General features: G+C 38.8%; 24 protein-coding genes and 1 riboswitch. Of the genes, 12 read left to right on the top strand and 12 right to left on the bottom strand.

Annotated features, from left to right (window positions below):
- Positions 1-91: 91 nt before the first annotated feature.
- On the bottom strand, positions 92-616 hold the full coding sequence (locus C8270_RS05900) for an acyl-CoA thioesterase (protein WP_106495942.1): 525 nt from the start codon (positions 614-616) through the stop codon (positions 92-94).
- A gap of 27 nt (positions 617-643) precedes the next feature.
- The gene (gene cls / locus C8270_RS05895) at positions 644-2,086 is read right to left on the bottom strand and encodes a cardiolipin synthase (protein ID WP_234028492.1); all 1,443 of its coding nucleotides are present in this window, start codon (positions 2,084-2,086) and stop codon (positions 644-646) included.
- A gap of 288 nt (positions 2,087-2,374) precedes the next feature.
- On the opposite strand from cls, the gene C8270_RS19765 reads away from it, so the two are divergent.
- A complete protein-coding gene (locus C8270_RS19765) occupies positions 2,375-2,515 on the top strand; it encodes a hypothetical protein (protein ID WP_158701609.1) in 141 nt (46 codons plus the stop codon).
- Positions 2,516-2,879: 364 nt separating this feature from the next.
- Here C8270_RS19765 and megL read toward each other — a convergent pair whose 3' ends face one another.
- Positions 2,880-4,064, bottom strand: a complete 1,185-nt coding sequence (gene megL / locus C8270_RS05890) for a methionine gamma-lyase (protein WP_106495940.1) — start codon at positions 4,062-4,064, stop codon at positions 2,880-2,882.
- A 170-nt stretch (positions 4,065-4,234) separates the two neighbouring features.
- Between megL and rarD the strand changes: the two genes are divergently transcribed.
- The 8 genes from rarD (at position 4,235) to C8270_RS19760 (ending at position 12,131) form a co-directional block, all read left to right on the top strand.
- Positions 4,235-5,149 carry an EamA family transporter RarD gene (gene rarD, locus C8270_RS05885; protein ID WP_106495939.1) on the top strand — a complete coding sequence of 305 codons (915 nt, stop codon included), beginning with the start codon at positions 4,235-4,237 and terminating at the stop codon, positions 5,147-5,149.
- 441 nt (positions 5,150-5,590) lie between these two features.
- Positions 5,591-5,875 (top strand): type II toxin-antitoxin system prevent-host-death family antitoxin, encoded by a 285-nt coding sequence (locus C8270_RS05880; protein ID WP_106495938.1) that lies wholly within the window; start codon positions 5,591-5,593, stop codon positions 5,873-5,875.
- Positions 5,865-6,176 (top strand): type II toxin-antitoxin system RelE/ParE family toxin, encoded by a 312-nt coding sequence (locus tag C8270_RS05875; protein WP_106495937.1) that lies wholly within the window; start codon positions 5,865-5,867, stop codon positions 6,174-6,176. The genes C8270_RS05880 and C8270_RS05875 overlap by 11 nt, the downstream gene beginning before the upstream one ends.
- Before the next feature lie 204 nt (positions 6,177-6,380).
- Positions 6,381-6,498, top strand: a riboswitch (SAM riboswitch).
- 114 nt (positions 6,499-6,612) lie between these two features.
- A complete protein-coding gene (locus tag C8270_RS05870) occupies positions 6,613-8,364 on the top strand; it encodes a PLP-dependent aspartate aminotransferase family protein (protein WP_106495936.1) in 1,752 nt (583 codons plus the stop codon).
- A 39-nt stretch (positions 8,365-8,403) separates the two neighbouring features.
- Positions 8,404-9,408 (top strand): homoserine dehydrogenase, encoded by a 1,005-nt coding sequence (locus tag C8270_RS05865; RefSeq protein WP_106495935.1) that lies wholly within the window; start codon positions 8,404-8,406, stop codon positions 9,406-9,408.
- An 898-nt stretch (positions 9,409-10,306) separates the two neighbouring features.
- Positions 10,307-11,200, top strand: a complete 894-nt coding sequence (locus C8270_RS05860; RefSeq protein ID WP_106495934.1) for an SGNH/GDSL hydrolase family protein — start codon at positions 10,307-10,309, stop codon at positions 11,198-11,200.
- 10 nt (positions 11,201-11,210) lie between these two features.
- Positions 11,211-11,849 (top strand): YpmS family protein, encoded by a 639-nt coding sequence (locus C8270_RS05855; RefSeq protein ID WP_106495933.1) that lies wholly within the window; start codon positions 11,211-11,213, stop codon positions 11,847-11,849.
- A 114-nt stretch (positions 11,850-11,963) separates the two neighbouring features.
- Positions 11,964-12,131 carry a hypothetical protein gene (locus tag C8270_RS19760; RefSeq protein WP_158701608.1) on the top strand — a complete coding sequence of 56 codons (168 nt, stop codon included), beginning with the start codon at positions 11,964-11,966 and terminating at the stop codon, positions 12,129-12,131.
- Between the two features lie 9 nt (positions 12,132-12,140).
- Here C8270_RS19760 and C8270_RS05850 read toward each other — a convergent pair whose 3' ends face one another.
- On the bottom strand, positions 12,141-12,770 hold the full coding sequence (locus C8270_RS05850; protein ID WP_106495932.1) for a hypothetical protein: 630 nt from the start codon (positions 12,768-12,770) through the stop codon (positions 12,141-12,143).
- 375 nt (positions 12,771-13,145) lie between these two features.
- Between C8270_RS05850 and C8270_RS05845 the strand changes: the two genes are divergently transcribed.
- The 3 genes from C8270_RS05845 (at position 13,146) to C8270_RS05835 (ending at position 15,706) form a co-directional block, all read left to right on the top strand.
- Positions 13,146-14,762: an ABC-F family ATP-binding cassette domain-containing protein gene (locus C8270_RS05845; protein ID WP_106495931.1), complete on the top strand. Its 1,617-nt coding sequence runs from the start codon at positions 13,146-13,148 to the stop codon at positions 14,760-14,762.
- Positions 14,763-15,179: 417 nt separating this feature from the next.
- Positions 15,180-15,377, top strand: coding sequence for a DUF2281 domain-containing protein (locus tag C8270_RS05840; protein ID WP_106495930.1), 198 nt, complete (start codon positions 15,180-15,182; stop codon positions 15,375-15,377).
- Positions 15,362-15,706: a type II toxin-antitoxin system PemK/MazF family toxin gene (locus tag C8270_RS05835; protein WP_199794648.1), complete on the top strand. Its 345-nt coding sequence runs from the start codon at positions 15,362-15,364 to the stop codon at positions 15,704-15,706. Before C8270_RS05840 ends, C8270_RS05835 begins: the two co-directional genes overlap by 16 nt.
- A 232-nt stretch (positions 15,707-15,938) precedes the next feature.
- Here the strand turns inward: C8270_RS05835 and C8270_RS05830 are convergent, their stop codons facing one another.
- From C8270_RS05830 to opp4A, 8 genes are all read right to left on the bottom strand, one after another.
- A complete protein-coding gene (locus tag C8270_RS05830) occupies positions 15,939-16,874 on the bottom strand; it encodes an L-threonine 3-dehydrogenase (RefSeq protein WP_106495929.1) in 936 nt (311 codons plus the stop codon).
- Between the two features lie 114 nt (positions 16,875-16,988).
- Positions 16,989-18,179 carry a glycine C-acetyltransferase gene (locus tag C8270_RS05825; RefSeq protein ID WP_106495928.1) on the bottom strand — a complete coding sequence of 397 codons (1,191 nt, stop codon included), beginning with the start codon at positions 18,177-18,179 and terminating at the stop codon, positions 16,989-16,991.
- A gap of 1,072 nt (positions 18,180-19,251) precedes the next feature.
- Positions 19,252-20,010, bottom strand: a complete 759-nt coding sequence (locus C8270_RS05815; RefSeq protein WP_106495926.1) for a 3D domain-containing protein — start codon at positions 20,008-20,010, stop codon at positions 19,252-19,254.
- Positions 20,011-20,217: 207 nt separating this feature from the next.
- Positions 20,218-20,625, bottom strand: a complete 408-nt coding sequence (locus C8270_RS05810) for a hypothetical protein (protein WP_106495925.1) — start codon at positions 20,623-20,625, stop codon at positions 20,218-20,220.
- Positions 20,622-20,843, bottom strand: coding sequence for a hypothetical protein (locus tag C8270_RS19755; RefSeq protein ID WP_158701607.1), 222 nt, complete (start codon positions 20,841-20,843; stop codon positions 20,622-20,624). The genes C8270_RS05810 and C8270_RS19755 overlap by 4 nt, the downstream gene beginning before the upstream one ends.
- A gap of 116 nt (positions 20,844-20,959) precedes the next feature.
- The gene (gene opp4C / locus C8270_RS05805; protein WP_106495924.1) at positions 20,960-21,889 is read right to left on the bottom strand and encodes an oligopeptide ABC transporter permease; all 930 of its coding nucleotides are present in this window, start codon (positions 21,887-21,889) and stop codon (positions 20,960-20,962) included.
- 17 nt (positions 21,890-21,906) lie between these two features.
- A complete protein-coding gene (gene opp4B, locus C8270_RS05800; RefSeq protein WP_106495923.1) occupies positions 21,907-22,872 on the bottom strand; it encodes an oligopeptide ABC transporter permease in 966 nt (321 codons plus the stop codon).
- A gap of 34 nt (positions 22,873-22,906) precedes the next feature.
- Positions 22,907-24,658, bottom strand: a complete 1,752-nt coding sequence (gene opp4A / locus C8270_RS05795) for an oligopeptide ABC transporter substrate-binding protein (protein WP_106495922.1) — start codon at positions 24,656-24,658, stop codon at positions 22,907-22,909.
- Positions 24,659-24,683: the final 25 nt, after the last annotated feature.

Raw genomic sequence — 24,683 nt, 5'->3', positions numbered from 1 at the left:
GAAAAACTGGATCATAAGAAACAGGCTCTTGTCTCTTGTAGCATTTTATAATTGTATCTTATTCATATTTTCTGTACAAATTTTTGTTTATTCACGCTTTTCGGGAATTCCATGGATATGCGGTACCAAAACTTTTAGCCAATTCTTTTGAATGCTGTCTTCCCTTTTTTCGCTGGGAAGCCCGCTCTGATGCATTGTTATGCAATTGTTTCTCTTGCTCTGTTTCTGGATATACATCAGGCACAGGAACTGGGCGCCCATTTTCATCGACCGCAACAAACGTTAAAAAGGCAGTGGTACATACTTCTCTTTCCCCAGATAATAAGCTTTCCGTCACAGCTTTTACAAATACCTCCATTGATGTATTATGTGTCCATGTGACAAAAGCTTCCACACATATAGAATCTCCCTCTTTTACCGGTGATAAAAAGTCAACAGAGTCCATTGATGCTGTTACAACCGGCAGCCTTGCATGGCGTACAGCGGCCAATGCTGCAACATCATCAATGTGCGCCATTAATTTACCTCCAAATAATGTTCCATGATTGTTTGTATCTGGTGGTAATACATGTGATGTTTTAACTGCTAGTGAATTGGAACATGGTTTTCTTTCCATTTTTCTTCCTCCTAAATAATATTTCTCTTATAGTATCGGTGATAACAAGCGTGATAAAGATTCCTTAAAGCGAATTCCCAATGATCGTTTCTCATATAATTTCTTTGTCATTTGCGTTGACAGCGTGATGTCGTGATTAAATGCCTCAACTAATTTTTCCGCTATGATGGAGTCATATAAAAATGCATTCACTTCAAAATTGAGGCGGAAGCTACGCACATCAATATTCGCTGTTCCAACTGATGCTATTTTGCCATCGACAATAATTGTTTTCGCGTGCAAAAAGCCATTCTGATAAATATATACTTCTGCACCCGCATTAAGCAAATCACCAATGTAGGATAACGTTGCCCAATAAACGAATGGATGATCAGGTTTATTGGGGATCATAATTTTAATATTCACCCCAGAAAGGGCTGCTATTCGCAGTGCATCACGAAGGCTCTCATCAGGGATAAAGTATGGAGTTTGAATATACACATATTGCTTGGCTGACAAAATCATTTTAATATACCCATTTTTTATTTGTTCCCATTCTGAGTCTGGACCACTGGAGACAATTTGAATCCCAACATCCCCCGCTGGAACCGCTGCATAATAGCGATCTTCATATAAAATATCATTGCGTGATGCTTGATTCCAATCTAATATAAAGCGGGTTTGCATGTTTTTAACCGCATCTCCAGTTACACGTAAATGAGTGTCACGCCAATAACCAAACTTTTTTGCCTTGCCGAGGTATTCATCTCCAATATTAAACCCGCCAATGTATCCAATCTGCCCATCAATAATTGCCAGTTTTCGGTGATTACGATAATTAATTTTAAAATTTATCTTAGGAATCTTCGGTGGGAAAAAGGCTTCCACTTGACCCCCAGCATGGCGAATCCGCTTGATAAATTTTCTCCTTAATGTCCTTGATCCCATATCATCATAAAGAACACGAACCTCAACACCTTCATTCGCCTTTTTAACTAACACATCCGCAATGCGCTGGCCAAGTTGATCATAACGGATAATATAGTACAACAAATGGATGTGGTCAGTTGCAGCCTCCAAATCCCGGAGCAAGGCAGCAAATTTTTCCTTCCCATCCGTGTATATATCTACCTTGTTATCTTGTGTAAATATCGCATCATTATTTCGTAAATGTAAAAAATACAAGTCTTTATAAGCGGCTATATCTGGATGTTTAAATATGAAGCGATTTTCCTCAAGTGCACGTAGTTGTGACTGTACAGACTTTTTAACACCTAGCCTGCTTTTCGTATCCCATGTAAATATCCGCTGTCTACTTAAATTTTTGCCAAATATTAAATACAAAAAGAAGCCAGCTATTGGGATAAACAGCAATACCATTAGCCATGCCCATGTCGATTGCGCATCCTTTCGTTCAAGGAAAATAATTGTTAGGGCCAATGCAATATTAAAAATAAGTACAAAACTTACAAAATAGGGGACGAAAACCACAGAGACCCTCTCCTTCCTCCCAGAACATACCATTTTTGCATTCCAAAATCTAATATAGCATATAATTCCAACTAAAGTTCCTCTAACTTCCTATTGTATACCAGTAGTTGTAAAAAACAAGAACATAATTTCCGAAACGAACCTATCCTAAATGCGGACAAACGTGGACATTATTGATGTTAGCATTCCTTGGAAACCATCACATATGCAAAGCAATTAGGAAAAACGATCATAATTATTTTTAGACTGTTTTATAAAGATTGTTGTTTTTGACACAAAGGATGTAAAATGCGATACAGTGAAAGTTCTCTTTCGTGGCGTTTTCTCTGGAACATCAACCCGAGTGCAGAAACATCAGCGCTAGAGCGAAAACATCTTCCCGAAAGTAAGAACATCGGCGCCAGAGCGAAAACATCTTCCCGAAAGTAAGAACATCGGCGCCAGAGCGAAAACATCTTTCCGAAAGTGAGAACATCGTTGCCAGAGCGAAAACATCTTCCCGAAAGCAAAAACATCGGCGCCAGAGCGAAAACATCTTCCCGAAAGTAAAAACATGGCCCCGAAACGACGGGAGAGCCGTTGCATTTTATTCAATTACGAGGTTAAAAAGCATCAAAATATACGAAATGAGCCTATTTTTAACAGCACAGAACTACTCAACCATTATAAAAAGCCGCCCCATACGGTGTGTGGAGCGGCTTCTAATTTTTAAACTGGCTGGTTTATTAAAATACTGTTTTTAGATACGTATAAAAGGTTGATTTCATTTACGGCCTCGTAGCAAAATAAGATATCAAATGGAATCTAACGCTTGTTCTAGATCATGCCAAATATCTTCCCATGCTTCCAATCCTACAGATAAGCGAATTAATTGATCAGTGATTCGCATATCGCGCCGGAATTCTTCTGGAATAACCGCATGGGTCATTGTTGCTGGATGCTCGATTAATGTCTCTGCATCACCAAGACTGACCGCAATTTTTAGAAAGGATAATGCATTTAACATTTTCTGGGCATCTTGCTTCGTCCCCTTAATTTCAAAGGAAATGACTCCCCCACCACGCTTCATCTGTTTTTCCCTAATTGGATAATCCGGATGTGACGTATCATTTGGGTAGTAAACATTCGCTACTTTGGGATGAACACGCAGCTTTTCAAAAACCTTTTCGGCGTTATCACAGTGTCGATCAAGGCGGATTGGCAGCGTTTTTAATCCGCGCAATAATAACCAAGCATCAAATGGTGAGATAATCCCACCGATATCCTTTTGTGTCGTCATTTGCACGGAATCTAAAAATTCCTTCTTCCCAACAACTAGTCCTGCAACAACATCTCCATGGCCACCGATATATTTTGTGGCACTATGAATTACCACATCACACCCTAGCTCTATCGGGCGTTGTAAATACGGAGACGAAAATGTATTATCAACGACAACAGGTATATCAAATTCCTTAGCAACTTGTGAAACCATCTCCAAATCAATCAGTTTCATCGTTGGATTGATTGGTGTTTCCACGTATATACAGGCTGTTTCTGGTTTAATTAACGATCGTAGCTCCTCACTCGTCTCCATCTGAGAAAAGTCATGCGTAACTTGATACTTTTCCTGCATCATAGTTAATAATCCAAACGTACAACCGTAAAGACCTGATGAACAGACAATATGGTCATTCGCTTTTGTTAACGCAACTAACACAGCAGATACAGCCGCCATTCCAGAACCAAATGCCAGCCCACGTTCTCCATTTTCCAGTGCAGCAATTCGCTCTTCTAACACTTTTACCGTTGGATTGCCTAAACGTGAATAAATATAACCATCCTCATCCCCAGCAAACCGGCGTTCCCCTTGTTCTGCTGTATCAAACGTATACGTCGATGTTTGGAATAATGGTGTTGTTAAACTGCCTAACATGTCTTTAGCATTGTACCCTTCATGTATGACCGATGTTTCAAACTTACTGTATTTTTTTGACATCCCAATTCTCCCCTTTAAATCTGTTTATCTATCTCTATCATAGCGGAAATTCGCTACTATTGAAAGCGTTTTCCAAATTGTGCAGGCGTCTTAATTGCATTTTTTTAAGTAAACTTCTAGAATTGTCTTACTTTATTTGAATCGTTTATCAGAGGATCGGGGGAATACATATGAATCGTTCAGAAGAGAAAATGGGGATTATCTACACTGCCTTCGCTTATTTACTTTGGGGCTTCTTACCTATTTACTGGAAACTAGTAAACAATGTGCCTGCTGGTGAAATCCTTGCACATCGAATTGTCTGGTCATTCCTTTTTATGGTTGTTGTCATTTTACTCTTACGGAAAAGTTCTGGATTTTTCGCAGAGTGTAAAGTTATTTTAAAAGACAAAAAGAAATTAATAGGAATTACGTTTGCCTCCATTGTCATCAGTATAAACTGGTTAACTTATATTTGGGCGGTAAATAATGATCATGTTATCCAGGCGAGCTTAGGGTATTACATTAACCCACTTGTCAGTATTTTGTTGGGAATTATTGTTTTAAAGGAGAGGTTAACACGAAAACAGTTACTATCGTTTGTCATCGCTGGGATCGGTGTCATTAACCTGACTGTAAGCTATGGCGTTTTCCCTTGGGTATCATTACTATTGGCAGTAAGTTTTGGCTTGTACGGATTGCTGAAGAAAACGGTTGATATTAGCGCCATGTTTGGCTTAGCAATTGAAACATTAATTGTAACACCAATTGCACTTATTTATTTACTAGCAATACCGAATGGTGCATTTGCTTTTAATAACATCTTCACTAGTACATCACTTTTATTAATCGGTGCGGGTGTTGCAACAGCAGTCCCACTTTTACTATTTGCAAGCGGGGCAAAACAAATTCCTTTATCCATGGTCGGCTTTCTGCAGTATATCGCACCAACCATTATGTTGATCCTTGGTGTCTTTCTCTACCATGAAAAATTCTCAATGGCACATTTGCTATCATTCTCATTAATTTGGGTTGCCCTCATTATTTACATGGGATCCGCACAGCGCCGACCTGTAAAAAAATCACAAAAGCGCGCCTCTAGTTAAGCAAAGCATCAACAAGAGTTGTTTGTTACACAATAGATGTAAAATGCGAAGTAAGTTGGGATCTTTTTATAAGTACTTGCATTTCCCGCCCCGCGGAAAGCGCAGTGTAATTCCGGAGCGTATGTACCAGAAGTTGAAAATTATTTGAAAAACAATTTGTCCGGAGATGACTTAGAACATTATGAAGTAGACGTATTCTATAATGATGAGCATTAATATAGAAATAAATTCAGATGGAGTTGTTATTGAACATCATCTTTCACAAAACGGCGCTTATCCCTAATAAGGAATAGCGCCATAGTCGTATATAAGGGCCATTGTCTGGAATATGGGGGGAAGTTAAATGGAGATACATCAAAGTTGAAGGAAGAAAGCATTTAATAAATAGTCACCTTATGATACAATATGACTATGAAGGTAAAATTAGAAAGAGGTGACACTATGGGGGAAGCAATTAGACCATCAGCGGATTTAAGAAATCATTACAATGAAATATCTAAGCAGTGCAAAGATTCAAGGAATGCAGTTATTATTACCGTAAAAGGACGAGGTGATACAGCGGTTCTTGGTTTGCAAGATTATTATCAGATGAAATCGGAGTTGGAACTACTACGAACACTTGCAGATGCTGAGGACGATGTAAGAAATGAACGAGTAGCACCCATACAGAATTCATTTGATGATCTTCGTGCATCTTTACTGGAAAGGAAAGAAGATGAGGTATAAAATATTACGAACGGATAAGGCAGAAGAACAACTCCGTGATATTATATTTTATATTGCTGATGATTCCGGAGATGTTGATATTGCACTCTCGTATCTGAATACAATCGAAACTGCAATCCATCGTCTGCAGGAATTTCCAGAGTCAGGAAGTGTGCCAAGACATTCGGTTTTAAAAAAGCAGGGATTTAGAGTAGTTATTGCTGAGAGGCATCTTGTCTTTTATAAGATTAATGAGACAGATCAGACAATTATTATTTATGCAATAGTTGATGGAAGAAGAGATTATCGCAATTTACTTTAATGGTTCTGTAGCATATCACGGGATAAGCGAAGTATATTTCCGTAGCGGTGGAAGAGCCAATCATCGCCTCAGATAATGTCGCACTTTTATTCAACTGCAGGATTAAAGGGGCAACAACTTAAACATTCTTTCCAAAAAAGGTGTTGACGAACAATCGAAATCAGTATATAATTCTTGTTAAATTAAATTTTCAAATATTTTAATCTCTTATCAAGAGCGGTGGAGGGAATAGGCCCTGTGAAGCCCGGCAACCATCAGGCTAGTACGCTAGCTGTGAAAGGTGCTACATCCTACAGGTCAATGATGATCTGGAAGATAAGGGGAGGAACGGTAAACGATACGCCCTCTTCTTAGGAAGAGGGCTTTTTTATATACCCCTCCTCTCCCATCCAATTTGACCGTTTGTTTTCACCACATTCATAAGGAGGAATTATTTATGGCAAACTTTCATTTTCACGATCAAGAAACCGTATTACTTCATGGGGGGCAGGAACCAGATCCAACAACTGGATCACGTGCAGTACCAATTTACCAAACAACATCATACGTCTTCCGCGACACGGAGCATGCCCAGAATTTATTTGCGTTATCGGAACCAGGTAACATTTATACACGAATCGGTAATCCTACTGTTGATGTCTTTGAACAACGTTTGGCACAGCTTGAAGATGGTGTAGCTGCTGTTGGTGTATCTTCTGGAATGTCTGCAATTACATTGGCCATTTTAAATCTAGCTGGTTCAGGTGACGAGATTGTTGCTGACAGCAATTTATATGGCGGAACTTATAACTTGTTTGCAACGACATTGCCCCGCTACGGAATCACAGTGAAATTCGTTGATGGGACTAATCTTGAAGAAATCCGCAATGCAATTACAACGAAAACAAAAGCGGTTTTTGGTGAAATAATCACAAATCCAAGCCTTAACGTACTTGATGTTGAGGCAGTAGCAGCGATTGCACACGAAAACGATATTCCCTTAATCGTTGATAACACATTCGCAACACCGTATATTACCCGGCCAATAACCTGGGGTGCTGATATTGTTGTACATTCTGCAACGAAATGGATTGGCGGGCACGGAACAACCATCGGCGGAATCGTTGTTGATGGCGGGCGGTTTAATTGGGATAATGAGAAATTCCCAGGGTTTACCGAGCCAGATGAAAGTTATCACGGTATTCGCTATGCTGACATTGGCCCGGCAGCCTTTGCAACAAAATTACGCGTCCAGCTCTTGCGTGATATTGGTGCATGCCTAAGCCCACAGGATGCATTTTTACTATTACAAGGGCTGGAAACATTGCATTTACGCGTGGAACGCCACAATAAAAATGCTGAAGAAGTTGCGACATATTTACAGAACAATCCAGCCGTTGAGTGGATTAATTATCCTGGTTTAGCCAGTCACCCATCACATCAATTAGCCAAAAAATATTTACAGAATGGCTTTGGCTCCATTATTACATTTGGTATTAAAGGAGGACGTGAGGCGGGAAGAAAATTAATTGACAGCATTTCAATCTGGTCACACGTAGCAAATGTTGGCGATGCGAAGTCATTAATTATTCATCCAGCTTCAACGACACACCAACAATTAAGCCCGGCAGATTTACAAAAGAGCGGTGTTACAGAGGAGCTTGTACGTCTATCCATTGGTATTGAACGGGTTCATGATATTTTAGTTGACCTGGATCAGGCAATTGCCAAGGCAACAGATCACAAAGCCTTATTCAGTGAAACAAACGAAGACGCTGTAAAATGGCTGCTTTCTTCCCCTTTCGCCCGTGATGCAGGGAATATCAGAAAGAAAGTCATTGCGGTAATCGGCAATGAAACTAACAATCCATATGAAAATGCTACTAAGCTAAAACAATTGGGCTATCAAATTGTCCCGATTTCCAACCAAGAACAAACAAACAGTCAGGAAAAGTACACAAAGCTTAGCGATGTTCCATTTGACATTGATGCCGTCTGGTTGGCTGAAGGTACATTACCATCAGGTACAATCGAACAATTCATCAACAAACAAGGGAAAATACTCTGGGTTGAAAATCCGGCCGTATCTGATCAAACAGTAGAAAATGCCAAAGCTGCAGGCATCAAGGTCATCACGAAATTAAATCCTTATGATGAATTTGTCCGCTTACGAGCAAACGCGACAGTGCAAGAAACTGTTGAGGTGTAAAAAGGACAATTAAATCACAAGAACGGGAGGTACACATTCATGAAGACATTGTCTGTTGCCATCCTTGGTTTTGGTACAGTCGGAAGTGGTGTTTATGAAACGATTCAAAAACAGCAGCATCGTTTGCAACAAATTGTTGGTAATCCTGTTCAAGTAACTACTATTGTAATAGAACACCCGAAAAAGCATGTTAAAATCGCACAGAACATCCATGTTACAACAGATATTAACGCTGTTATCACAGATCCAAATATTGATGTTGTTTTTGAAGCAATTGTTGGTAAAGAACCAGCACATACCTATTTAGCACAATGTATAAAAGCTGGCAAACACGTGATTACTGCTAATAAGGAAATGTTCGCAACACACGGAATGGAATTAAAGGACCTTGCAGCAGCCCATCACGTAAATATTGGGTTTGATGCTACAACAGCTGGTGGAATCCCGATCATCCAAACAATCCAGAAATTGCTTAACATCAATCGTATCCATAGCGTACAGGCGATCCTAAATGGGACATCAAATTACATTTTGACGGAAATGAGGGAATTGGGTACTTCTTTTCCAAATGCGTTAAGGCAAGCACAAAATGCAGGTTACGCGGAAGCCGATCCAACAAATGACATTGAAGGGTATGATGCTTTTTATAAACTCATGATCCTATGTGAGCTTATTTTCAACAAACAGCCAGCATGGAAAACGGTCAAACGAACGGGTATTACAGATATTAAACCAGAAATGCATAGAAGTCAGGCACGAACCAAGCAACGCATAAAACACGTTGCAGAAATTAAGCTGGTAAATAACAGCATACATGCTAAAATCGAACCTATCGCAATACCGGAGAGCCATCCACTATATGCAATCGAAGGTGTTAACAACGCCATTCACATAGAAACAGATATTGTTGGACCATTAACCCTAGCAGGACCAGGCGCTGGTTCATTTCCTACTGCAAGTGCGATGTTGGAAGACTTCTGTCAGATTTGGAAACAGCAGAAAAGCAGCATGAAAACCAATGAAACAGTGCTAGCCTTCCCATAACACAATGAACCAATCTGGCTAAACAGCAGAAATGTTGTTTAGCCACTTTTCGTTTCCCCTTCCCCGGTCGCGCACCACCGCTAGTATAATTCGCATACATTATTAATAAGAATGTAAAACAATTGAAATGAAATCACATGATATACTTGCCTATGAAAAAGGGTAAGCATATAATATTGAAAGAATAAAAAGTAAATCATTTATTACCATCTCAACTTTCGCAGCGTGAAATGGACAAATAAGCCTTGATAAAATGAGGAAGGATGGAGATTCACTGCTCAAGTTGACTTTTTCTATAAGTACGCGCATTTCCCGACGTCCGGGATCGCTCCGGGTGGATGCTTTCCGCGGGCACGGCCTCAGCCTCCTCGAGAAAACCACTCTGCGGGGTCTTCGGACACGTGCTATTCCCGCTGGAGTCACCACCCTCCACTCACCCAGACTAGTGACGCGGTAGGATGTGATTTGATAGAACACATACTACCACGATTAATGGTAGTAAATGCGATACCAGTGGAGGAAATACGCGGAGACTCCTGGGGGAGGAAAGGCATCGGTGAGACCCCGCAGAGCGGTAGCTCGAGGAGGCTCAGCAGCCGCCCCCGGAAAGCGAAGTGTATTTCCGGAACGGCGAGGGAGCAATTTCTTATTTACATCGCATTTTGTATATAAATCAACAAATGTTTTCAATGGGGCGAGTAATCGCAGTCCCAATTTTAACAGTCTTTATATTTACCAAGGTTGACAAGGCAATTATTAGAAACGTTCCAAGTTTGACTCAGCTAAATGTTTGATCTTATTTTATTGGTGCGAAAGTTGAGTTACCATAAAAATGATTTCATAGATAATAAAAAAACCTCATATATAATAACGATAACTCAGCATAGGTGTGATCGACATGCAGCGAAAGATTACGATTGGCTTCATTATTTTATTATTACTTGGCATTGCCGCCTTTTTTATATTTACCGACCCTGAATCACCTTCAAACGATACAACCAACAAACCAACATCTTCAAACCAAGAAGCCCCTCCAGAAAAAAACGATGAGGCTACTGTGGAGCAAGATGAGAAGGAAGATCCTGAAAGTAAAAATGTTTCCGGGCAACTAAAAACGTTTGTTGAGAATACAGTTAAAAACACAATCGATTATTTCAAAAACAAAGAAACGCATTTTGTGGCGATTGGTGATTCCCTGACACAAGGTGTTGGTGATACAACAGGTGATGGTGGTTATGTAGGAATTTTAAATAAAAGCCTTAATAAAAAGAACCAATTGGTAGAGTTTGAGAATTACGGCAAGCGCGGAAATCGTTCTGATCAATTGCTAAAACGCCTCGACAAGCCGGAAATTTCCTCGTCCATCAATGAAGCAGATATAATTGCCATTACAATTGGGGCAAATGATATTATGAAAGTATTGAAAGAGAACTTCACCAATTTGTCATATAAAGATTTTGCCCAGGAGCGCGATAATTATAAGCAACGGCTAACTAAGATTTTTGACAAAGTAACAGAATTAAATCCTGATGCCAATATTTATTTATTAGGCTTTTATAACCCATTTGCAAAGTATTTTCCGGAAATCAAAGAACTTGGCACCATTGTTAAAGAATGGAATACAACCGGTAAAAATGTTACAAAGGAGTATGAAAATGTTACGTTTATACCGACAATAGATCTGTTCGCGAATAGCGATGTTGATTTGTTTGCCGAAGATAATTTTCATCCAAATACACATGGCTATCAACTAATGGCAAAGCGAGTGCTGGAATACCTTATAGAAAGGTGAGCTATTTATTATGACGGAACATAAGACAAATAAACCACAAAAAAATAAATGGAAACGATTATTTTATAGCTTGCTCACAATTAATGTGGTCATTATCGGTTTACTAGCCTTGTTCATCTTTTGGCCCGTCTCCGAAACAGCGGTGCCTGACTCAAAGACGCAGGCCACACAGGAGAGCTCTGAATTTGTTGTACGTACAACGAAAGAGAATCTAAATGAATTGGTTAATGCCTATATTGATAAACTGCTAAACGACTCAGCGCATAACTACAAGATCTCGCTTGAAGATGATGTACATTTAATTGGGGAACTGCCAGCTTTTTCAACCACGGTTCCACTCTCCGTTCATTTGGAACCAATCGTCCAAGATAATGGAAATGTCATCCTAAAACAAAATTCGATTTCAATCGGCTTATTGGAGTTACCAAATCAAACAATAATGAAATACATGAAAAAATATTTGCCAATGCCTGAATGGGTAACAGTCAATCCAAAAGACGAAGAAATATATGTAGCGGTTAATGAAATGGATATCAAAAGTAACTTTCATGTAAGTATCGAACGCTTTGATTTAGGTGCTAATGATTTAGCTTTTAAAATTAAAGTCCCTTATGAGACATTAGGCATTGAATTGGGTAAGTTTTATTAATAGTGAGTGTGCTTTGGTCACGCTCACTATTTTTACGCTTTCATAGACTTAAAACTGCTAAACAGCATCTTCCGTATCCAAAAGTTACTCGGGGACAGGGAGAAGCATCAGCGTGTGAACGAGGAAACATCGACCCGAGAGCGAGAACATCGACCTGTGTGCGGAAACATCAACCCGAGAACGAAAACATCGACCCAAAAGCGAGAACATCCGCCCGAGGGAAGCAAAAACACATTCCTTTATAAAACCTCCATAAGAAAAGAACCACTCACAACAATGTGAATGGTTCTTCTACCGGATGACAAAACGTTTAACTTTTTCAGAAAGTAAATAGATAAATGATTGCTTTGTTAACGATTGTTCTCCTTTAATTAATCTGCGTTCGGTTACTTGCATACACTGCTGATAATCCCCTAGTTTCCCTTGGTATATTAATTTTAGACCAACATGATTTCGGATATCTGCTGGTGTAACGAAACAAGGTGGCTTTGTTACTTGAAAAGCTTCAGTTTCTCGTAGAACCGTTGCAACAAACTGTGAGCAAAACAAGGCATTTTCCCGTTCAATTTCAATTCTTAGCAAAACCCCAATTAGACCAAGGAAATTATACTTGTAATTGTTCTTTTGCGCCTCAATTTCCTTTATTTTCTCCTGTATCTTTTCGCAATCGTCCGCAGACAGCTGATATGCATATACTGCACAACTTGATTCTTTAAGAAAATCACTGCGAATATCTTCTTTGACAAATCCACCGATAAATGGATTTTTAGGTCGTTTTCTCCCGAAGCTATATACTTCTCTCAAATCATGATCAAACGAAATGGATACGTGATTCAATGATTGCTTCGTGCAATAATTAATCGCACGGGCTAGATAAGTACCTGTATCCGTAAAGAGAAAATAGATCGTTCTCTCTCCCATATTGTTCTCCTCCGTTAACTTAATTTAACAAGGATAGCTGATCGCTAAAGCTAGAAAATGTAGTGTTGATTAATTGTTACATATTTTCCTAAAAAAATATAGTCCTTTTTAAGAATAAATATGCGAAAATAGGCACTACACTAAAAATTTTACTGAAAAAGTGATTCATTCACAAGTTATTCTTGTAAATATACCTTCTGAAGTTCGGGCAAATGAGGAAATAAGTAAATCCTTGTGCCCAATATTTATCATTAAAAAACCATCTTTTAAAATGAGTTTACATACAATTTCTTCATTATATGCATGATTTGGATTGACGAAACCCTATAATTCCCGTAAGCTAGCCTTGATTACTATTTTTTTGGAGGAACATACATGATAACTGTTACAAATGTCAGTTTACGATATGGAGATAAGAAATTATTTGAAGACGTTAATTTAAAATTCACGCATGGAAATTGCTATGGCATGATCGGAGCAAATGGTGCGGGAAAATCAACATTCTTGAAAGTTTTATCCGGTGAGGTGGAAGCCCAATCCGGAAATGTCTCCCTATCTCCAGGAGAACGAATGGCTGTATTAAAACAGGACCATTTCGCATATGAAGATTATCAAGTTTTAGATACTGTTTTGATGGGACATGAACGTTTATATAAGGTAAAACAAGAAAAAGATGCGATCTATATGAAAGCGGACTTTTCCGAAGAAGATGGCATGCGTGCTGCTGAGCTTGAAGGCGAATTTGCGGAAATGAATGGTTGGGAAGCTGAATCAGATGCTGCCGTTTTATTAAAAGGTTTAGGAATTGATGAGCCGCTTCACACAATGAAAATGGCTGATTTGGCTGGAGATCAAAAGGTAAAAGTCCTGCTTGCCCAAGCGCTTTTTGGCAATCCGGATATTTTATTACTTGATGAGCCAACAAACGGATTGGATATTCAAGCAATTCAGTGGTTAGAGGAATTCCTAATTAACTTTGAAAATACCGTTATCGTTGTTTCCCATGACAGACACTTTTTAAATAAGGTATGTACACATATTGCAGATGTAGACTATGGAAAAATCCAAATTTATATTGGCAATTACGATTTTTGGTATGAATCAAGTCAGCTTGCTTTACAAATGGCACAAGAAGCAAATAAGAAAAAAGAAGAAAAAATCAATGAATTACAGGCGTTTATCGCTAGGTTTAGTGCCAATGCTTCCAAATCGAAGCAAGCAACGTCACGTAAAAAGCTGTTAGATAGCATTACACTAGACGATATTAAACCTTCATCACGAAAATATCCTTATATTGCTTTTACACCGGGCCGTGAAATTGGGAATGACTTACTTCGCGTCGAAGGTTTGACAAAAACGGTTGGGGATCAAAAGGTATTGGATAATGTCAGCTTTACCATCAATAAAGATGATAAAGTAGCATTTGTCGGCAAAGATGATATCGCCAAAACAACGCTATTTAAAATTCTCATGGGTGAAATGGAGCCTGACGCTGGAACATACAAATGGGGTGTCACCACTTCCCAATCGTACTTTCCAAAAGATAACTCGGAGTACTTCGAAAACAATGACCTGCCATTAGTAGACTGGTTGCGCCAATATTCACCTGAAGACGAAACAGAAACTTTCTTACGCGGATTTTTGGGCAGAATGCTGTTTTCCGGTGAAGAGGCATTGAAAAAAGCAAGCGTATTATCCGGTGGGGAAAAGGTTCGCTGCATGCTATCCAAAATGATGTTAAGTCATGCCAACGTATTGCTATTAGATGAACCAACAAACCATTTGGACCTAGAATCAATTACTGCATTGAATAATGGACTGATTAAATTTAAAGGCTCGATTCTCTTTACATCTCATGACCATCAATTCATTCAAAGTATTGCCAATCGCTTAATTGAAATTACACCGAATGGCATTATTGATAAAGAAATGAGCTATGATGAGTATGTGCAGGATCAGAAATTGCAAAAAGAAATTGCGGCAATGTATTAATGTAAATACCTCCCTGTGGTGGGGAGGTATTTTTTAACGTGCAGGCAATTTAACTATCCCATCAAAAAATAAGACCCTCAAAATGATATACCAATTAGAAGACCAAATCACGTAATGATTTGGTCTTCTATTTTGGCTATATAACATTGATTGTAAGATAAAAGAACTCAACCTTTGAATTGAACTAGGCTTACCACTTGGAATGGACCTTGGTGTAGCAATTGGAGCAGGTTTAGATGCAGATGCTAAGAAAAAGGGACTGACCTGGTAACTTATGGAGGTATCACATTGAATAATTTGTTTTAAACATTAAAAAAAGGTTATCAAAACCGTGTCTGAGCGGTTCTGTATATAGTTTTTAGTAACCATCGGTGATATAATAAAGTTAAACTATTCATGGAAGAGGTGAATGACAACATGAATACGGCCAAACAGCGATTGCTTAAAATTATTGAAGAAATACCTGAACAAGAAGTAGATAAAGTTTTAGACTTCGCTGAATATTTAAAAGTCAAGAGGGAAAATAGTTTATCTAAGGATTTAAAAAAAACTAGTGAAAGCAGTCTAGATTTTTGGAACAATGATATCGACGATGAGGTTTGGAACAATGTATAAACAGGGTGATATCGTTTTTAATACCAGTTCCATTCAGCAACTTAACAAATAAAAAGCAGCGCCCTGTATTAGTTATTTCAAGTAATCATTACAATAAAACAACGGAGGATATAGTTGTAGTAGCTATTACGTCACAATTGAAAAATCTGGATTATTCTGTGAAAATTGAATCAAAAGATCTAAATGAAGGTGAACTTAAAGTTACATCTGAAATTAGGGCAGATAAAGTTTACACACTTTCCAAAGATATCATCAGGAAAAAATTTGGAAAAGTTAACTCTAAAGTTTTGGATGATGTTCGGTTAAATATAAAAGATCTGATAAAATAACTCTAATCACATCACAGTACAGTCCCCTTTTTAATAATCATTTAACTTTCACACTTTTATTAACAGGTTGCTTTAGTTGAAGAAGAAACGTTTCCTAATTAGAAAACGCTTGGAATTTTCCAAGCGTTTTCTTGTTCAATTCATACTGTTATACAAGTGACTATTTCCACAGTCGATTGATACTGTTATTTACAATTTCAGAACTACTTACTAATTTAAGAAGGTCCCACTATTATTTTGCTACCGATAGCTTCTCCAGCATATCCTTGGTCATCGTATCAATGTCATATGCTGCTTTAAAACCCCATTCTTCTGTTGCTGCTGATGAGTCAATACTGTTTGGCCAACTCTCCGCTATTTTCTGGCGTCCCGGATCCACATCATATTGAAGCGAAAACTCCGGAATATGCTTCTTAATCGCCTTTGCAAAATCTTCCGGTGCTGCAGAAATGGCAGAAATATTAAACGCATTGCGATGCTTTAATTTGCTTGGATCAGCTTCCATTAACTGAATGATCGCGTTCAATGCATCCGGCATATACATCATATCCATATACGTGTTTTCCGCAATATAGGATGTATATGTTTTATGTTTGATTGCTTCATAATAAATTTCCACAGCATAATCAGTTGTTCCGCCACCAGGTGGAGTGACATGCGAGATCAAACCAGGATAACGGACCCCTCTTGTATCCACACCATAGCGATAATAGTAATAGTCACAAAGCAGCTCACCCGCTACTTTGTTAACACCATACATCGTTGTTGGGCGTTGAATCGTCTCCTGTGGTGTATTATCTTTTGGTGTTGTTGGACCAAATGCACCAATTGAACTAGGTGTAAAAAACTTGAGGTCAAGCTCACGTGCTACTTCTAATGCATTTACAAGCCCACCCATATTTAAATCCCACGCTTTTTTGGGGATCTCTTCTGCTTTGGCTGATAATAATGCTGCCAAATGCATAATCGTATCGACATTATGCTCCTTAGCAACTGAAAATAAGCGGTCGGCATCCGTTACATCGACAATTTCAAACGGGCCTGTATTTCCGGCCATTTCCTTTATATCTGTTCCAATTACATTTGCTGTACCATATGTTTCGCGAAGTTTTGCTACAAGCTCTGAACCGATTTGTCCAAGAGCACCAGTGACTAAAATCTTCTTCATTCCATTTTACTCCTCATCTATCTGATTGGATCGATTTAGCTTTAAAAGGTTGTCAAAAATCACCAAATGTTAATCGTTGAACTATATCGCCTTGGGATTTTTGGGACAATTAATTTAGATAAGACCCATTTCCTTACCAACTTTTTCATAAATAGCTAGTGCGTCATCAAGCATTTCCTTTGTATGTGCTGCTGTTGGCATATTGCGCACTCGTCCAGTTCCTTTTGGGACAGTTGGGAAGACGATTGACTTTGCGTAAACACCAGCTTCATTAAGTTTTTTACTAAATTTCTGGGTGTCCTTTTCATCGCCAATTATACATGGCGTAATCGGTGTTTCACTATGTCCGATGTCAAACCCTAATTTTTTCAAGCCTTCTTTTAAGTAGTTACTGTTTTCCCAAAGCTTTTCATTTAATTCGGTACTTTCCATTAACAATTCGATCGCTTTCGTCGCTGCAGCTGCATCAGCTGGTGTAACGGCTGTAGAAAATAAAAATGGACGTGAGCGAACTTTTAACCAGTCAATTAAATTAGCTTTACCTGCAACATATCCACCGATAACACCGATTGCTTTGGAAAGTGTCCCCATTTGGAAGTCAATTTTATCCTGCAAGCCGAAATGCTTCACTGTACCGGCACCTTTTCCTAATACACCTGATCCATGTGCATCATCGACATAGGTGATTAGATCAAACTCTTCCGCAACTTCAACAATTCCCGGAAGGTTAGCAATATCCCCATCCATAGAGAATACACCATCCGTAATAACCATAATTTTATTGTATTGTCCAGATTCAACGGCCTCTTTCGCTTTTTTACGAAGGTCATCCATATCAGAGTGATTAACCCGGATGATTTTAGCCTTCGATAAACGGCAACCATCAATAATCGATGCGTGATTTAACTCATCGGAAAGGATCGCATCATTTTTATCCATAACCGCAGAAATTGCCGCCATGTTACAATTAAACCCTGATTGGAAAGAAATAGCTGCTTCAGTTCCTTTAAATTCAGCTAATTTTTTTTCTAATTCAAGGTGAAGATCGAGCGTTCCATTAATCGTTCGGACAGCACCCGCCCCAACACCATGTGAATCGACTGCATCTTTAGCAACTTTTTTTAAGCGGTCATCCGTTGCAAGCCCTAAATAATTGTTAGATGAAAGGTTAATTAATTCCTTTCCATTAATGGTTATAACTGGTCCATTTGCCCCTTCGACAGGATCAATTTCATTATATAGACCACGTTCTTTTAAGTCAGCAATATTTTCATTTAAAAAGGCATTTAATGCTTTACTAGTCACCTGTAGTTCCTCCTTCATATGTAAGCGGTTTAAAAACTATATCACACTTATATAAGTTTACCATAGATGATTGATTTTGTTTAATAACATAAAATAAACGTATCCACATTTGTATTATGCGGTTCTATTGGTTCGTCATACGAAAATGTTACAAAGCTTTAAACCGATGATATGTATCTTTCATATCAGCTCCGTAATGTTTGTTGCTTTTTAATTCGTAGTTGATATAAAATGTGACACAACTTTAGCGTGACTTCCATTCATCTTTTATAAGATAAGTGCTGTGCTAATCCTGCATTGAGGAATTTGAATGCGAAGTAAGTGCTCCGTTGATTTCCGTTCCGGGCAGTCGCTTTCCGCGGGCACGGCTTCAGCCTCCTCGCGGAAAATCGCCGCTGCGGGGTCTTCAGACACGTGCTGTTCCCGCAGGAGTCGACTGCCCGGAACGGAAATCAACTATATTAAAAATGGATTATAATTTTTGTTATTTAATCCATCAATAGATATTGGATTGCAACGCACTAGCACCAGCGGAGGAAATACACGGAGACTCCTGGGGGAGGAAAGGCCTAGGTGAGACCCCGCAGTGCGTTAGCACGAGAAGCTCAACAGCCGCCCCCGGAAAGCGAAGTGTATTTCCGTAGCGGTAATTATTGCGCATTCTATATCTATTATGCAAAAACAACAAATGTTTTCGATGGGGCGGGTAATCGGAGGACCAATCTTTTACAAAACAGCTTTCATTTTTGTAAGATTTACCTCAAAAAATGTCACAGAAATCAATGGTTAAATTGCGGATTTTTCATTATACTAAATGTAGATTAAAAAGTGAGGTAAACATTCGATGAAAAAACTATTAATTGCTCTATTTTTTGTTTTGATTCTTGGGTTTAGTATAGTTGGATACACTCAAACAATTTCAAAATCTGATGATACAATTGAGCCTAACCAGACAAACACGACAATACAATCTTGAATTCTAGGTTTTACTTTGAAAAATAAACGGGAAAGCATCTATATATAGACGCTTTCCCGTTTATTTGCTTAAGATTCGTGTATGAAATTGTTTTATCTATTTAATTATTGTTACGTCAACTGATCGAACGCCCCATTGATTGGCTTCGTTTTTACTTGGTACATAAACATCAATCTTATGACCTTGGATTGCACTACCAACATCTGCTGCAGTTGCATAACCATAGCCTTCAACATAAACTTCTGAGCCTAACGGAATAACACTTGGATCAACTGCAATCACTTTTGCATTTGGATTTGCTTTTAAATCAATTCCTGTTGACGTTACACCAGAACATCCATCACAGCTGGCTGTGTAGGCTGTTGCTGATACGGAAACTGTTTTTCCTTCTGGTGAATCATCTTTCTTAGATGCTGCTTGTTTTGTGTTTTCTTTTGTACTCTCATTTGATTGCTTGTTTGCTTTTCTTGGTTCTGTATCATTTGATTGCTTTTCTTGAACGACATTAACACCTTTGATCTCTAGTTCCTGACCGATTACGATCAGATCAGACTCTAAATCGTTCCATTCTTTTATATCGTCTACTGTAACATCAAAGTCTTTACTGATTCCGACAAGTGTATCGCCTTTTTCAACATTATATGTTTCATTGATAAATAGCTTTTGCTTCGGATGTATAACAGTAGATTTCAATTCATTTATTTCAACTAAATCATCAACGGTAGTGTTATATTCATTTGCAATGTCCCAAAGGCTGTCTCCTTTTTGGACGTTGTATTCTTCTGCTGAAACATTTGTTGCAGCTGCGCCAGCAATCACGACACTTGTAGCAAGTGCTGCTACTAATTTCTTCATAGGGAAGTCCCTCCTTCAAATTCTGACAGTGCCTATCGTACCACAGCAAAATAGGCCGTGCAGTTACAAGACATTTAAGAGTCTATTACAAGCATTACCAAAACTACTAGAAAGTATTACAAATGTAATAGATTTGTGACAAAAGGCCTTGGTTTTTTACAATACTAGTTAAAATTACCTATACAAAGGCTATATTTAATGTTCTTTTCATAATATTTGTTGCTTTTTGATTTCATGGATGATAGATAATGCGACGTAGATTGAAGATTGGACTACCGTTACGGTAAAACACTTTGCTTTGATACACGGACTCGCGCCGATGTTTCTGCTCTCGCGCCGATGTTTCTGCTCTCGCACTGATGTTTCCGCGCTCGCGCTGATGTTTCTGCGCTCGCGCCGATGTTTCTCCTCTCGCGCCGATGTTTCTGCTTTCGCGCCGATGTTTCTCCTCTCGCACCGATGTTTCTGCGCTCGGGCTGATGTTTCTCCTCTCGCGCTGATGTTTCCGCGCTCGGGCTGATGTTTCTGCTTTCGCGCTGATGTTTCTCCTCTCGCGCCGATGTTCCCGCGCTCGCGCCGATGTTTCTCATCTCGCGCCGATGTTTCCTCGCTCACGCCGATGTTTCTCCTCTCACGCCGATGTTTCTGCTCTCGCGCCGATGTTTCTGCTTTCGCGCCGATGTTTCCTCGCTCGCGCCGATGTTTCTGCTCTCGCGCCGATGTTTCCGCGCTCGCGCCGATGTTTCTGCTTTCGAGCTGATGTTTCCTCGCTCGGGCCGATGTTCTCGCTTTCGGTAGGTAAGACCCCGGATAACGATAAGCAAAACATCCACCGTGTAAGCTTCGAGTTGCGAAGAGCGCTACTCCAACTCCATAGGAAAAATTAAAAAATGCTTGTCCACTTTACATGGACAAGCATTTTTTAATCTATTCATCTCTTATTCTATTATTATTTTGTTGACTTTGGATTAAATGCATCCTTTAATCCTTCGCCAATAAAGTTAATGGATAGAATGGTGAATGTGATGGCTAAACCTGGTGGTATCCAAATCCACCACATACCACTAAGTGTACCAGGATCACGTGCAGCTTGCAGCATATTCCCCCAACTTGGCGTACCAACTGGAACACCAAATCCTAGGTAACTTAACCCTGTTTCTGCTACAATCATTGCGGCAAGCAGTAAAGTAGCTTGCACAATTACAGTCGACATAACATTTGGTAATAAGTGCTTCAAGATAACCTTTGACGGCCTCGTACCAATTGATATTGCACTCATAATATATTCATTTTCTTTCTCAGACATAACTTTACTGCGAATAACCCTTGCAGCACCTGTCCAACTAAGAAAACTAATTACCAAAATCAAAGCTAGTACACCACTGTCCATAAAAATTGCTTGAAGTACGATAACAAAGATTAAAAATGGAAAGTTCATCATAAAATCGGTAAAACGCATTAAAATAGCATCCACTTTACCGCCATAAAATCCGGATATTGTTCCAATTAACGTAGCAATCAAAACAATGATCGCTGTACAAGAAAAACCGATCATCAAAGATGTTCGCCCACCATAAAGTAACATTGTAACAATATCTCTACCTGCTCCATCAGCACCTAACAAATGCTCTGCTGATGGTTCTGCATCGATTAACCTTGGATTAATCCGACTTGGATCGATATCTGTTAAAAATGATGCAGAAAGCGACAATACTGTTATGAGAAAAAGAAATACAAGACTTATCATAGCCGGGATATTATGTAAAAGCTTCTTACGTGCAATCCCCCATTGTGATAGACTTTTTTTAACGGGCTTTTTCTCAGCTTCTAATTTTGGAGGGCGCGGGTTCTCTGTTGGTTGATTTGTTGCTGGATCCATATGCTATCCCTCCTCCATTAGTCTAACCTTATTCTTGGATCTACTAGAGCATACAATATATCAGCTATTAAATTTCCGATTAGTGTCATAATCGTGAGTAGCAACGTTATAGCCATAACTACAGTAAAGTCACGATTATTAATCGAATCGACAAAAAGTTGACCTACTCCAGGATACGTGAAAATAGTTTCAATAATGACTGATCCGCCAATAATCCCTGCTAAATCAAAGCCAAGAAGTGTCACAATTGGTATTACCGAATTCCGCAAAATATGTTTATTATAAATTTTTCTCTCTGGTGTGCCTTTTGCACGTGCTGTACGTACATAGTCTTTTTGAGAACTTTCTATCATATCATTCCGCAAAAATTGTGTATAACTGGCAATAGGTAATAAGCCCAAGCATAAAGAAGGTAAAATCGCGTGTTCAACTTTACTTAAAATATATTCGAAGGAACCAGGCGCAACTCCCGCTCCTATACTTCCCGTTGCAGGCAGCCAACCTAATTGAAACGATACAAAGTAAATAAACAATAAAGCTGCAACAAAACTAGGCATTGCAAGTGCTAGGTAATTAATGACCTGAACACTGTAATCACCAGCTGTATTAGGACGACGACCCGCATATTTCCCCATCAAAAAGGCTACTATGTATGTAATGACCATCGCTATAACAGCTAAAAGAATTGTATTAGGTAATCGTGATAAGATTAACTCTGAAACGGGCATTTTATGCACGAATGATTGTCCAAAATCTCCTTGTAAAAATCCACCGATCCAGCGTAAATACTGTTCATAAATCGGATCATTTAACCCTAATTTATCGCGCATTTCTGCAATATACTCTGGATTTGCATTTAATGGATCGATTTTCCCTGATAGGGCATCTCCTGGCATCATATTTGCCAGGAAGAATACCACTACAGAAACAAGGAAAATAATGGGGATCATGATAGCGATTCTGCGTAATGTGTAAACGAGCATATTATTTTCCCCTTATTTAGAAGTATAGTGTGTCTTACTCAGCATCATCAGCGTCTTTTACCCACCATAAGTGTGTATCAACTTGCGATGTAAACGAGTTTGTATGAACATTTTGCAAACGTTTATTTGCTGCATATACATCTACTGGTGCATATAGGAAGATATTTGGCAATTCCTCATTTACAAGTTTTTGCCAATCAGCATATACTTGTTTACGATACTCTCTATCAAATGCTTTATCACTAATTCCTTTTTCGATTAATTTATCAGACTCTTCATTTACCCAACGTGCATAGTTCCATAAATCATCTTCTTTCCATAGGCCTGTTGGGTCTGGATCACTAGCAAGCCCCCAAGCACCCATGAAAGTTTCAACAGATGGATCATCATTTTCAACGACATCATAGAATAAATTAAATTCTTTTAGTCCACCATTTATTTTTGCGTTAATTCCAACATCCTGCCAATTTTGAATAATATATTGTGCACGTGGTTCAGAGATATCGGAACCAGACATAGAATCAAAGTTTACTGTAAATTCATTGCCATCTGGATCTTCAACAAATCCATCATCGTTTGTATCTTCATAACCTGCTTCTTTTAACAATTCCTTCGCCTTTTCTGGATCGTAATCATAAGTTGTTAGCTCTGAGTCATCCGCCTTTGCCCAGCTTACAGGAGGCATTGGAGCTTCAATTAATTCACCCAACCCATTTGAAAAGGAGTCTAAAATACCTTGACGGTCAATTGCGTAGGACATTGCCTGACGTAATTTTTTATTTTGGAACTTCTCGTTATCCATAATGTTCTTTTTCTCTTCTTTATCCCAATGACCGAACTTAAAGCCAATATAACTGAAACCTAATGAAGCTTCTTCATATATATTCACATTGTCAAGTGCTTTAACTTCTTCATATTGGCTACTTGGCGCGGCCATAATATCTACTTCGCCATTTTCTAGTGCACCTGATGCAAGTGAAGCATCAATTACTTTGTAGACAACACCATCCAAGTATGGTTCACCTTGCCAGTAATCAGCAAACTTTTCTAATTCAACCATTTCACCAGGCACAATGTTTTTCACTTTAAATGGACCTGTTCCAATTGGATTTTTACGAACTTCATCAGATTCAGGCAAATCTTTAACAGCTATACCTTCATAATAGTGTTTCGGCATTGGATAGCTCCATAGATTAGACATTGTGTTAGGAGCAATATCTGTTAATGTAAGAACGAGTGTTTTATCATCAACAACCTCAATGCCAGAAATGCTATCCGCTTCCCCATTATGATACGCCTCAGCGCCTTCAATCATCGACACATTCGCATAGCGTGAAGCTTCATAATCTGGGTGTGCGATAACTTCATAGGCATATGCCATATCTTCAGCAACTAATGGTTCCCCATCATGCCACTTGATTCCGTCCTTTATCGTAAATGTTACCGTATTGTTTTCTTCATCCACTTCAAAGTCTGCCATTCCAGGTACTGGTTCTAATTCATCATTTGTATCTACAAAAGCATCTGTCATAAAATTAAGGATAAGGTCATCGTCTTCCCCTTCGTAAAGGCCTCTTTCCAGTAACCCTTGGAAAGGTTGTGTGAAAGCAAATGTTACATTTCCGCCTTTTTTAGGTTCACCTGCATCTGCTTCTGTTTTTTCGCCACTATCAGAATCCCCTTCTTTTTCTCCGTCTCCATCACTTGATGTACTATCTGCACAAGCAGCCAGTACCATTGATAGCGCAAATACTAACGTCAGTAAAAACCAAAATTTCTTTTTCAACAATTATTCCCCCTTTAAATTATTA

It is taken from the genome of Lentibacillus sp. Marseille-P4043 (genome assembly GCF_900258515.1).
Taxonomy (GTDB): domain Bacteria; phylum Bacillota; class Bacilli; order Bacillales; family Amphibacillaceae; genus Lentibacillus_C.
This window is presented reverse-complemented; position numbering and strand designations above follow the sequence as displayed.